The sequence below is a fragment of the Collinsella sp. AF02-46-1 genome, from assembly GCF_003465825.1.
Classification (GTDB): Bacteria; Actinomycetota; Coriobacteriia; order Coriobacteriales; family Coriobacteriaceae; genus Collinsella.
Window position 1 is genome coordinate 19,603 of record NZ_QSBV01000002.1, and the last position, 12,006, is coordinate 31,608.

The following is a 12,006-nucleotide window of genomic DNA, read 5'->3' on the forward strand; positions in this document are numbered from 1 at the left end:
GCCAAAAATCGACCGTTTGCGGCACCGTGATACCACTCGGTCGTCCAAGGTGCCGACATTTGTGCGACATCCGTCTTCGTGGTGCAAAGGTGCAAGTCCAAGTGCGGCACCCCCGGTGTGCCACATGCGGGTAAACTAGAACCTTATATAGAGATATTTGAACCCTAACCGCAGCAAAGGAGGCTCCATGGCATTCGATCCCATTCAAGAGGATTGCCATCGCCTCGTTCTTGAGGCCTTGCGCCGTGACAATATCCCGCTCACCGACGCTGCCGCCGTAGAGCGTCTGATGGAACAATTCACCCGCAACCCCGCACCGCTCATCGTGCACGACCGCGACCGCGCCGGGCACCTCATTGCCAAGGTGGTCGAGGCTGTCGACTACCGCATCCCCTTTATCCCCGACGACGCCCAGGCAGAGCAAGAAGAAGCCGCTGCCGAGAACATGCTTCGCGAGGCCGCCGCACTCGATCCGACCAACTGGGATGCTCAGCGCATGCTGACGGCCCTCACCGCCGACTCCAACGAGGAATACGTACAGTACTTGGTATCCAAGCGCGATGAAGTCGAACACGACCTGGCGCTCAAGATCGCCTCGGCGCAGGACCCCTACGAGCGTGAAGCCGCAGGCGACCTTATGCGCCGCCCCTACCTGCGCTGGCTTGCCGCTCTTGCATCGCGCGCCCTCATTAGCGGACGCTATCGCATGTCGTTGGAGGCAGCGAATCGCAGCTTGGACTTTGCGCCCAACGACCCGGCCGGCGTCCGCCACACCGCAATGCTCGCCATGGCAAAGCTCGAATACCCCGCCGAGGAGCTCAAGCGATTTCGCTCTGCCCACTCCGTACCCTATCTCGCGAATACCCCGCTGCGCCGCCGCCCCAAAGATGCGGAGCGCGACTTGGACCCGTGGACGCTCATCGCACTGATGAGCGCAGCCTGGCGCGAGCTGGACTACGAGGGCGCCGAGCACTACCTGCGTATCCTTGCGCGCTCGTGTCCGCACGCGGCCGAGGCGCTCTACTTCCAAACCGAGTTTCCCGATGGCGTCTATGCCCGCGTCAACGTGGGTACAGGCTCCACCGACGAGCTCGTCCTTGCACTGTCCGAGGCGACGCCGGTGCTGCAGGAGGGCCTGGGCGCTCCCGACAACGCCAGCTTTGCCGCCTGGGTCGCCACCAACGACATCGTGCGTTCCCAGATCGACGAGCGCATCCTGCGCGCAGCCGAGCAAGGGCTTCCATTTAAGGGAGGGGACCTCTAATGGATCCGAGCGTCTACATCCCCGCCTACTTGGAGCGCACCTATCTGGCGTCGCACCCCGAGCTCACCGATGCAGCACGCGAGCTTGTCCATAACGACATTAGCGCGAATCCCCAAAAGTATGCGCAGTCCGAGCATGCCCAGGCGCTGCTGTCCTATGCCGGTGTTCATCGCCACCTGCTCGACGAGCTCCATCGCATCGAAGACATGGGCAGCGACGAGGAGTTTGAGCAGACGCGCAATCGCCTGTTCGACGATATGCGTGATGAGCTGCTCAAGATCGTCCGCATCGATGCGCATGTCCTCGACGCGCAGCTGCTCGCCATCATCCTGGCCGACACGCCCGTTGACGCTTGCCTGGGCGACCTGATGAAGCTCGAGGCGACCACGGCCGATTACCTGCAGCAAAGCGTGCCCGGGTTCGATATGGAGGCCCCACACTACTGGGCCAACAAGGTTTTGACGGACGGTGTGACGGCGTCAGATCTTACCGTGAGCGAGCCGGCACTTATCGGGTGGCTCCACACGCTCGAGGCCATCTCGCAGCTGTGCATGGCGAGCGCCCGCTACCGCGCTGCCGCCAACTACGCCCGCCGCGTCCTTAAGGCAGAAGGCTATCCCACCCGAGCTGCCGGCACCGTGTTGCTCGCCCTCGCTCGCTTGGAAGACCAGGACGGCTTTTTTGCCCTGGCTCACCAGCTCGAGGAACAGGTGGGGGCCGATGCACTCGAGAACTCCCCCTGGTACCTGCTCGCCCGCACGATCCTCTTGTTCAAAACGAACAAGATGCGTCCGGCGGTGCGTGCGCTGCGTGAGTTCGCTAACCGCTGCGAGGGCGGTGCGTTCTTCTTACTGAATCCCATGTACCAGACACCGTACCTTCCCTGCCGGCCCGAGCCACGCGATCCCTGGGATCTTTCGCACCAGGCAGTTTGGGAGGCCGACGGCATTATCTCGGACACCCCCGACTTTGCCCCCTGGGCCAGCGCCTGCGAAGATGTATCGCAGCTCGCCCAGGAATTTGCGCGCCGCTACGGATTCTAGTGACGCACTCGACCCGACCATGTCGTTTACGTTAGGAACGGTTTCATGAACCTCCGTTCATCTCTTGCCTGCACCTCGAGTGATATCGCTCGCTGGGGGCTGCGCTCTGTCCTTAAGCGCCAGGGCGGCGTACTCCCCGGCCGCATCGCCATGAAGATCAACCCCTATCTGCTGAGCGACCTGGCGAGTCTTGTCGACCGCAGCGTGGTGATCACCGGCACCAACGGTAAGACCACCACCTCCAACCTCATCGCCGACGCCGTTGCCGCCAGCGGCGCCACCGTGGTATGCAACCGCGCCGGCAACAACATGGAGCCGGGCGTGGTGGGCGCACTGCTCGAAGCGCGCAGCGACCTCAAGCGAGCCGGCGGCGGCAAGCGCGTGGGCGTTTTTGAGTGCGACGAGCTCTACACCGTACGCGTTCTGCCCAAGCTCAAACCGACGTACTTTGTGCTGCTCAACCTGTTCCGCGACCAGCTGGATCGCTATGGGGAGATCGACCATACCCAAGACGTCATTGCCCATGCGTTGGAGCTCTCTCCGGCAACAACGCTCATCTACAACGCCGACGATCCGCTGTGCGCCTCGATCGCCGCGCGCGTCCCCAATGCAAGCATCGCCTTTGGCATCGACGGCGCCACGGGCACCGAGTCCGACCGCATTAGCGACTCGCGTTTTTGCTCACAGTGCAACGCACCGTTGGAGTACGACTATGTGCAGTACGGCCAGCTCGGAGCCTATCATTGTCCTTCGTGCGGATGGGGGCGTCCCGCGCTGGTCCGTCGCGTGACGGGCGTGGAGCTCGGCTGCGACGGCTACGGCTTTGACCTGGTCTTTGGACCTGCGCCCGACGCTGCTGCTGCACACATCGCCACACGCTACAACGGCCTGTACATGGTCTATAACGTTGCCGCCGCCTTCTTTGCGGCGCGCGAGCTGGGCGTGGACGCGGCACATCTGCAGCCCACGCTCGATGCCTACGTCCCCGCCGGCGGACGCATGGGCCGCTGGGATATTGCCGGCCGCACCGTCGAGGCAAACCTGGCAAAGAATCCCGTAGGCTTCGATCGACAAATCCAGTCCATCAAGACGGCAGGCGGCAGACTCTGCGCTTTCTTCCTCAACGACAACGATGCTGACGGCCACGATGTATCGTGGATCTACGACGTCGACTTCGAGCGCATCGCCGACACGCCGGGTCTTGTCGCCTTTGCCGGAGGCACGCGTGCGCACGACATGCAGGTACGCCTCAAGTACGCCGGCATCGATGCCGCGATTATCTCGGACGTCGCGCAGGCGATCGGCGCCGTGGCAGACGAGGCCGCCGATGACACCTTCTACGCCGTCGCCAACTACACGGCCTTCCCGCCGTTAGTCAAGGAGCTCGACGGGCTTAAAGACGACGATGCAAGCTCAATTGTCTCCCACGCCGTAACGCGCGCCGATGGTAGCGCTGTCCCCACCGATATTGCGCCGGTCGAGCTTTCGCGCCCGTTGCGCATCGTCTACCTGTATCCCGATGCGCTCAACCTCTACGCCGACGGCGGCAACGTTATCGCGCTCGAACGCCGCTGCGCCTGGCGCGGCATTCCCGTGCGTGTGGACGAAGTCCACATGGGCGAGACGCTCGACCTGACCGACGCCGACATCGTTATGATGGGCGGTGGCTCCGATCGCGACCAGCTGGCGGTTGCACATGAACTGCTCGCTCAAAAAGACAAGGTCGCGGCCTATGTTGAGGACGGCGGCACACTGCTTGCTATCTGTGGCGGTTATCAGCTGCTCGGCCGTTCGTACTACATGGGCGACGATCGCATTGAGGGTCTGGGCGTCATTGCCGCCGAGACTGTGCGCGGCTCCGACCGCCTGATCGGCAACGTCGCCGTCAAGACCGACCTGGCACCCGAGCCCTTTGTGGGATTCGAGAACCACGGCGGCCGCACCCTGCTCGATACAGCGGCCACGCCGCTCGGAACGTCCGTCGTCACGGGCACCGGCAACAACGGCGACGACGGCTTTGAGGGTCTGATCTACAAGGGCGTCATCGGCACGTACCTGCACGGCCCGGCGCTACCCAAGAATCCCGAACTCGCCGACTGGCTGATCGCGCACGCCCTCGAGCGCCGCGGCGACGCACAGGCCAACGCTCTGCTGCCGCTCAAACCCCTCGACGACATCTACGAGCACGCCGCCCACGACGCCGCCATGAAGCTCCTCCCCTAACACCTCACCACCACAAAGGGGACAGGCACCTTTGTGGTGGTTTTCCAGTTTGCCAACGATATACGCGCCGGCAAAAAAGTCTGCTATACTCTTTCCCGCTGTCCCCATCGTCTAGCGGCCAAGGACGCCACCCTTTCAAGGTGGATATCGCGGGTTCGAATCCCGCTGGGGGCACCACAGAATCTGAGAAGCCCGTTACCAATTCGGTGACGGGCTTTTTGCTACCCATACGCCGGGATTCGAACCCCGAAGGCATAAAATCACACTGTCATCCAAGGGCCCGTGGACAAAAAATAGCAAATATGAGTACTGTTACCAATTTAGTAACAGCGATTTCATGCCATCAGAAGGCGATTTGGACACAAGGCGTCCTATGGCGGAGGAATTGCAGGCATTTATCAGCTAAGTACTTGGACATATGTTGCGTAACACTGCATATTTTGCAAAAAGATAATGCTACAGGGCTTGTGACAGTACTCATATTTGACGTTTTTTGCCCACGACCCCTTATTGCGTGGGCGAATCAGTTGCAAAGCGGGATCCAAAGCGTCCTTCGCAAACAAATAGCCGGGGCCCGCGCGATGCGGACCCCGGCTCAATACCGTGACGATATGTCGGTTACGTTCTACACGTAGAACAGAATGTCGTCGTAGGTCGGAACCGGCCAGTAGTCGGCGGCCACGATCTCCTCCATTGCGTCCACGGCGGCACGCAGCGTATCCATAGCGGGAACGACCTCGTGCGCGTATACGTTGGCCTGCTCCTGGCCATCGAGAGCCTCGGCCTTCTGATGTACGGCGTCGAGCGCCTTGATGGAGTCGTTGATGGCGGTGATACCGTTGCAGAGCTTGTTGAGCGTGTTCTGCTCGCACTGCATGGCGGCCTCAGCACCGGCGGCACGAATAGTCTCAAGGCCCTTAGCGACCTTGGTGGCATAGGCGGTAATGACCGGGCGATAGGTACGACGCGCCTCGCGAACCATCGTGGTAGCCTCGATGTTCATGAGCTTGTTGTACTTCTCGAGCTTGCAGTCATAGCGGCACTGGGCCTCGGCGCGGGTCAGGACACCCGTCTCCTCAAAGAGCGCAATGGCCTTATCGGAAACAAAGGCGGGAAGAGCGTCGGCCGTGGTCTTGTTGTTGGCAAGGCCGCGCTTCTCGGCCTCGATGGGCCACTCGTCGGAGTAACCGTCGCCGGAGAACAGGATGCGCTGGTGATCGGTCAGCACCTTCTTGCAGTACTCGAGCGCGGCGTCCTGGAACTTATCCTCGGGCGTACCCTCGAGTGCGTCGGCGAAAGACTTGAGCGACTTGGCCACGGCAGCATCGAGCACCAGGTTGGAGTCGGAGACGTTCTGCTCGGAGCCGCAGGCACGGAACTCGAACTTGTTGCCGGTGAAGGCGAACGGGGAGGTACGGTTGCGGTCGGTGTTGTCCTGCATCAGCTTGGGCAGGGTATCGGCGCCTAGGTCAAGCACGCCGCGCGTGGCATGGACGGAAGCCTTGCCATCGATGATCTTCTCGACGACCTCGGTGAGCTGGTCGCCCAGGAAGATGGACATAATCGCCGGAGGAGCCTCGTTGGCGCCCAGACGATGATCGTTGCCGGCCGAGGCAACGGAGGCACGCAGGAGTTCCTGATAGTTATCGACGGCCTCGATCACCGCGGTGAGGAAGACGATGAACTGCAGGTTGTCGAGCGGGGTGTCGCCCGGGTCGAGCAGGTTCTCGGACTCGGTGCCAAGCGACCAGTTGTTGTGCTTGCCCGAACCGTTGATGCCCTCAAAGGGCTTCTCGTGCAGCAGGCAGACCAAGTCGTGACGGGAGGCGATGAGCTTCATCTTCTCCATCATGACCAGATTCTGGTCGATGGCCTCGTTGACCTCGCCGTAGACAGGGGCGAGCTCATGCTGGCAGGGAGCGACCTCGTTGTGCTTGGTCTTGGCAGGAATGCCAAGCGCCCACAGTTCATCGTCCAGGTCCTTCATATAGGACGAGACGGTGGGGCGGATAGCGCCAAAGTAGTGCTCCTCGAGCTCCTGGCCCTTGCAGGGAGCAGCACCAAAGAGGGTGCGCCCGGTGATGACCAGGTCCCTGCGCTTGCGGTAAGCGTCCTTCTTGATCAGGAAGTACTCCTGCTCATCGCCCACGGAAGGAACGACCTTCTTGGGGGTCTTACCAAACAGCGCCAAAACGCGCTTGGACTCACGCGAGAGTGCGGTCATGGAGCGCAGCAGCGGGGTCTTCTTGTCCAGGGCCTCGCCCGTGTAGGAGCAAAAAGCCGTGGGGATGCACAGGACATCGTCCTTGATAAAGGCGGGGCTGGTGGGATCCCAAGCGGTGTAGCCACGGGCCTCGAAGGTGGCACGCAGGCCGCCGTTGGGGAAGCTGGAGGCGTCCGGCTCGCCCTGGATGAGGTTCTTGCCCGTAAACTTGGTAATGGCGGTGCCGTCGTGGTTGGGCTCGAGGAAGCTGTCGTGCTTCTCGGAAGTAATGCCCGAAAGCGGCTGGAACCAGTGCGCGTAGTGCGTCGCACCCTTGGAGATGGCCCAGACCTTCATGGCGTGGGCAACGGCGTTGGCCACATCCAGGTCGAGCGGCTCACCGTCCTCGAGGGTTGCAGCAAGGCGCTTCCAAATGTCCTTGGGGAGGTAGTCCTTCATGACTTCCTCAGAGAACACCATGGTCCCGAAGCGGTCAGTAAGTTCGGCCATACGGAACTCCCTTCGTATCGGCACCGCGTGAGAAGCGGTGTTGATTACTAACGAACGAGTCATAGATTAGGCTCGTCGTGTTTCCGCAACATTACCGTTATGTTGCTGTCACGAAACCAATCAATGAGGTTACCGCATCGCGGCGGCGTTGCCGCCCTCAACAGCCAATCAACTGTATAAATTGCAGACCTCTCCCCATGGTTTAAGGGTAGTCAATTTGGGATGGGGCTCTATTAACTGGTATTTCGTATCAGATACCAGTCTTTATAGCCCCATCCTAGATTGACCGCTCTGCTATAGGGAATGTCGATAGCAAGGCATCTTTGATTGGTATCCCCGAATAGCGAGTGAAACTCCACCGTGACACAGTGGTGCTGTAGAATCCTTACAACACATCACACTATTACGTATCTAAAGGAGCACGATATGCGCGTCGACGAGGTTTTTAAGCAGGCAGCATCCCAGGGCACCGCACCCGTTTCGTTTGAGATGTTCCCGCCCAAGGGCGAGCTTACCCTCAACACGGCTCGCGAGGTGGCAGGCAATCTGTGCAAGCTTTCGCCGAGCTTTGTCTCGGTCACCTGCTCTGCCGGCGGCTCGGGCAATGGCGCCACCACCGCCCCCATCGCGCATATGATTACGAGCGAATTCAATACGCCCTCGGTGGCGCACCTCACCTGCGTGGGCCGCTCGCACGCCGATATCGTCGCCAAGATCGACGAATACCGCTCCGCCGGCGTAGAAAACATCCTGGCCCTGCGCGGTGATCTGCCCACTGGCGCGACCGAGGATGACAAGCCCGCCTCGGACTACGCCTACGCCCGTGACCTCATCCCCGAGCTTGTCGACGCCGGCTTTTGTGTGGGCGCCGCGGCCTACCCCGAGGGCCACATTGCCTGTGAGGACCTCAACGCTTCGGTCGAATACCTCAAGCAAAAACAGGACGCCGGCGCGAGCTTCTTTGTGACGCAGCTCTTCTTTGATAACGAGTGCTTCTATCGCTTCCGCGAGCTTGCCGACAAGGCCGGCATCACCGTGCCCATTACCGCGGGCATCATGCCGTTTATGGGCAAGTCGCAGATCAGCCGCATGGTCTTTATGTGCGGCGCGTCGCTGCCCTCCCCCGTCATCAAGATTCTCGCCAAGTACGAGAACGACCCCGAGAGCCTGCAGGCAGCCGGTGTAGATTATGCCGCCCGTCAGCTTTGCGACCTTAAGGAGCACGGCGCCGCCGGTCTGCACCTGTACACTATGAATCGTCCTGCGATCGCCGCGACCATTATGGAGCGCCTAGGGTAATGGAAAAACCGCACATCGATACAACCGTTGTTGAAGTGCCGGCCGACCTTGCGTCGCCGGCGCTTTACCGTATCGACGCCGCCCACCACCCTCGTGTCGACCGTGCCGAGATGCTGCGGTATCTGGGCTACGGCGGCCAGCAGATTGAGCCCGAGCTGTCCCGACGAATTGAGCTTGTAGTCGAGCGCCTAGAGCTGGATATCGAGCCCCGCGGCGTGCGACGCGTGTTTGCCGTCGATGCCACGGGCGTCGACGAGCAGGGCGAGCCCTGCATCCGCTTGGTTGGCACCAATGTTAAGCTGCGGGGTCGTGATATCTATCGCCACCTTAAGGACGCCCGCCTTGCCGCACTCATGGCATGCACCCTCGGCATGAACGCCGAGCGTCGCCTGCGCACCACGGGAGCCCAGCAGCCTCTGGAAGGCGCCGTGCTCGACGCCGCATGCTCTGCCTATGTAGAAGCCGCCGTCGAGCAGATGGACCAGCAGGTCAAGGCTGCGGCCGCTGCACACGGGCTCGCCGGTAACTGGCGCTTTAGTCCCGGCTATGGCGACTGCCCGCTCTCGGCCCAGCGCTCAATCGTGGCTGCGCTCAACGCTACGCGGCTCATCGGGCTTACCGTCACGCCGACCAGCCTGCTCATGCCCACCAAGAGCGTGACCGCGGTGATCGGTCTGTTTGACGGCGAGGTCCACGACGCCCAGAGCCGCCCCACCTGCAATATCTGCCGCATGCGTGAGCACTGCCGCTTCCGCGCCGCCCACACCACCTGCTATTCCAGCCATTAGGAGCCATCGATGTTTACTCCGCTTATCACTCATGATCTGGACGGTGCCGCGCTGGCGGCACCCGTTGATGCCGCACGCCGTAATGGCGCTGCATACAAGACGCGCACGATCGACGACCTTCGCATTAAGGACGATCGTATGCGCGCCGCCATCAAGGGCACCGGACACCTGCTGTTCGACGGCGGCATGGGTACCATGCTGCAGGCGGCCGGCATGAAGGCCGGCGCCCTGCCCGAGCTGCTCAACTTTGAGGAGCCTCAGGTCATTACCGACATCCAGCGTCAGTACGTCGAAGCCGGCTGCGACGTGATCACCGCCAACACCTTTGGCGCCAACGCCCACAAGCTCGACGGTGCCGCCACCGTGGCAGACGTCTTTGCCGCGGCCGTCACCTGCGCCCGCGCGGCCGATGCCCATTACGTCGCCGGCGACATCGGCCCCATCGGTGCGCTGCTTCGCCCCCTGGGCACCCTCAGCTTCGACGAGGCCTACGATCTCTTTGCCGAGGAGGTGCACGCTGGCGTCGCCGCGGGTGTTGACCTCTTTATTATCGAAACCATGACCGATCTTGCCGAGATCAAGGCGGCAGTCCTCGCCTGCCGCGAGAACTCCGACTTGCCCGTCTTTGCCACCATGACCTTTGAGGAAGACGGCCGCACCTTCTTGGGCACGAGCCCCGAGGTCGCCGCCATCACCCTCGACGCCATCGGCGCCGACGTCCTTGGCATCAACTGCAGCCAGGGCCCGGCCGAGCTCCGAGGACTCGCCGCGCGTATGCTCACCGTCACCGACAAGCCCGTTATGGTGCAGGCCAATGCAGGACTGCCCCGCGTGGACGATGACGGCAATACCGTCTTTGATATCCAGGCACCCGAATACGCCGAGGCCGTCGCCGGCATGATTGCCGACGGCGTAAGCGTCGTGGGCGGCTGCTGCGGCACCACGCCCACGCACATGGCGGCACTTCGCACCCTCATCGACAACCACACGCCCTGCACGCGTCACCGCAAGCCCAGCATGTCGGTCACGAGCGCCCAGACGGTCGTGGACCTCCCCTGCGACGGCCACAAGATCGCCGTCATCGGCGAGCGCATCAACCCCACCGGCAAAAAGCGCCTGCAGCAGGCCCTACGCGACGGCGACCTGGACTACGTCGTGAGCCAGGGCATCAGCCAGCAGGAGCAGGGCGCCGATATCCTGGACGTCAACGTCGGCCTGCCCGAGATCGACGAGGTCAAGGTCATCCAGCAAGCGACCGAGCAGCTCCAAGGCTCCACGCTGCTGCCGCTGCAGATCGACTCCACCGACCCCGCCGCCGTCGAGGCCGCCGTACGTCGCTACGCCGGCAAGCCCATCATCAACTCGGTCAACGGCAAGCAGCAGATCATGGACGAGATCTTCCCGCTGGTCGCCCACTACGGCACCAACGTTGTCGGCCTTACGCTCGACGAAGGCGGCATCCCCGATACCGCCGAGGCCCGCTTCGCCATCGCCGAGCGCATCGTGGCCGAGGCCGCCCGCTACGGCATCGGCCCGGACCGCATCCTCATCGACTGCCTGGTCATGACCGCCTCGACCAATCAACGCCAGGCTGAGCAGATCCTGCGCGCCATGTCCCTGTGCAAGGAGCGCCTGGGTGTCAAATGCGCGCTCGGCGTGTCGAACATCAGCTTTGGCCTGCCCGCTCGCCCGCTGCTGGGCTCGGTCTTTTTGGCCGCCGCCTTTGGCGCGGGCCTGGACGCCCCCATCATGAACCCGGGCTCCAAGCGCTTTATGGACACCGTCTACAGCTATCGCGTCCTGAGCGTTGAGGACGAGGGCTCGACCGGATACATCGAGCGCTATGCCGGCTGGACCGATCCGTACAAGATCGCCGCCAACCCGGCAGCGGCTCAGGCCGCATCGACCGACACCGTGCCCGCTGCTGGCACCGCTGGCACCGACGGCAACGACGACCCGATTCGTCGCATGGTCGTCTCGGGCCGCAAAGGCGAGATCGCGGCCGAGACCGAACGCCTGTTGGCCGACCACGACGCCATGGACCTCATCAACAATCACTTTATCCCCGCCCTCGACGAGGTGGGCGTCCTCTTTGACCAGGGCAAGTTCTTCTTGCCGCAACTCATGGCCTCGGCCGAGGCCGCGCGCGTGGGCTTCGACACCATCAAGCGCCTGATGCCCGCCGGCGAGATTGCCGACAAGGGTAAGATCTGCGTGGCCACCGTCAAGGGCGACATCCACGACATCGGTAAGAACATCGTCAAGATGCTGCTCGATAACTACGGCTACACCGTCTTTGACCTAGGCCGCGATGTCGACCCGCAAGAGGTGCTCAAGACCGTGCAGGAGCGTGACATCAAGCTCGTCGGCCTCTCGGCGCTTATGACCACCACGGTCGTCGCCATGGAAGAGACCATCAAGTTGCTCCATGCCGAGGTTCCGGGCGTCAAGATCATCGTGGGCGGCGCCGTGCTCACCCCCGAATACGCCAAGCAAATCGGCGCGGACTACTACGCCAAGGACGCCGCCGAGAGCGCTCGTATCGCCGAAGAGGTCTTTGGGAAGTAACACAACGGAAACAACCGAGCACCAAAACGTGCCGCACGCGCCACTTGGCACGTGCGGCACGTTAGAATAGATAAGACTATGCTCGTTTTGGCAGATAGGAGCGCAAGG

At 62.2% G+C, this 12,006-nt stretch carries 7 protein-coding genes and 1 tRNA gene; 7 read left to right on the top strand and 1 reads right to left on the bottom strand.

What is annotated here, in order from left to right; genetic code table 11:
- The first annotated feature begins 187 nt into the window (after positions 1-187).
- The 4 genes from DWV20_RS01280 (at position 188) to DWV20_RS01300 (ending at position 4,707) form a co-directional block, all read left to right on the top strand.
- Positions 188-1,264: a hypothetical protein gene (locus DWV20_RS01280; RefSeq protein WP_118256181.1), complete on the top strand. Its 1,077-nt coding sequence runs from the start codon at positions 188-190 to the stop codon at positions 1,262-1,264.
- Positions 1,264-2,307, top strand: a complete 1,044-nt coding sequence (locus DWV20_RS01285; RefSeq protein WP_118256182.1) for a hypothetical protein — start codon at positions 1,264-1,266, stop codon at positions 2,305-2,307. The genes DWV20_RS01280 and DWV20_RS01285 overlap by 1 nt, the downstream gene beginning before the upstream one ends.
- Before the next feature lie 45 nt (positions 2,308-2,352).
- Positions 2,353-4,530 carry a MurT ligase domain-containing protein gene (locus tag DWV20_RS09965; protein ID WP_199581736.1) on the top strand — a complete coding sequence of 726 codons (2,178 nt, stop codon included), beginning with the start codon at positions 2,353-2,355 and terminating at the stop codon, positions 4,528-4,530.
- 100 nt (positions 4,531-4,630) lie between these two features.
- A tRNA-Glu gene (locus DWV20_RS01300) sits at positions 4,631-4,707 on the top strand.
- 448 nt (positions 4,708-5,155) lie between these two features.
- Here the strand turns inward: DWV20_RS01300 and DWV20_RS01305 are convergent.
- Positions 5,156-7,243 carry a glutamine synthetase III gene (locus DWV20_RS01305; protein ID WP_117563614.1) on the bottom strand — a complete coding sequence of 696 codons (2,088 nt, stop codon included), beginning with the start codon at positions 7,241-7,243 and terminating at the stop codon, positions 5,156-5,158.
- Positions 7,244-7,669: 426 nt separating this feature from the next.
- Between DWV20_RS01305 and DWV20_RS01310 the strand changes: the two genes are divergently transcribed.
- Genes DWV20_RS01310 through DWV20_RS01320 form a run of 3 tightly spaced genes read left to right on the top strand, consistent with a single transcriptional unit; the run spans position 7,670 to position 11,898 of the window.
- On the top strand, positions 7,670-8,542 hold the full coding sequence (locus DWV20_RS01310) for a methylenetetrahydrofolate reductase (RefSeq protein ID WP_117640110.1): 873 nt from the start codon (positions 7,670-7,672) through the stop codon (positions 8,540-8,542).
- The gene (locus DWV20_RS01315; RefSeq protein WP_117640108.1) at positions 8,542-9,330 is read left to right on the top strand and encodes a hypothetical protein; all 789 of its coding nucleotides are present in this window, start codon (positions 8,542-8,544) and stop codon (positions 9,328-9,330) included. Before DWV20_RS01310 ends, DWV20_RS01315 begins: the two co-directional genes overlap by 1 nt.
- A 9-nt stretch (positions 9,331-9,339) precedes the next feature.
- Positions 9,340-11,898: a homocysteine S-methyltransferase family protein gene (locus DWV20_RS01320; protein ID WP_199581738.1), complete on the top strand. Its 2,559-nt coding sequence runs from the start codon at positions 9,340-9,342 to the stop codon at positions 11,896-11,898.
- Positions 11,899-12,006 lie beyond the last annotated feature (108 nt).

What these genes read in the sequence shown, in the direction of transcription:
- DWV20_RS01305 (WP_117563614.1), bottom strand. Translation starts at nt 7,243, where the DNA reads ATGGCCGAACTTACTGACCGCTTCGGGACCATGGTGTTCTCTGAGGAA.
- DWV20_RS01315 (WP_117640108.1), top strand. Translation starts at nt 8,542, where the DNA reads ATGGAAAAACCGCACATCGATACAACCGTTGTTGAAGTGCCGGCCGAC.
- DWV20_RS01280 (WP_118256181.1), top strand. Translation starts at nt 188, where the DNA reads ATGGCATTCGATCCCATTCAAGAGGATTGCCATCGCCTCGTTCTTGAG.
- DWV20_RS01320 (WP_199581738.1), top strand. Translation starts at nt 9,340, where the DNA reads ATGTTTACTCCGCTTATCACTCATGATCTGGACGGTGCCGCGCTGGCG.
- DWV20_RS01310 (WP_117640110.1), top strand. Translation starts at nt 7,670, where the DNA reads ATGCGCGTCGACGAGGTTTTTAAGCAGGCAGCATCCCAGGGCACCGCA.
- DWV20_RS01285 (WP_118256182.1), top strand. Translation starts at nt 1,264, where the DNA reads ATGGATCCGAGCGTCTACATCCCCGCCTACTTGGAGCGCACCTATCTG.
- DWV20_RS09965 (WP_199581736.1), top strand. Translation starts at nt 2,353, where the DNA reads ATGAACCTCCGTTCATCTCTTGCCTGCACCTCGAGTGATATCGCTCGC.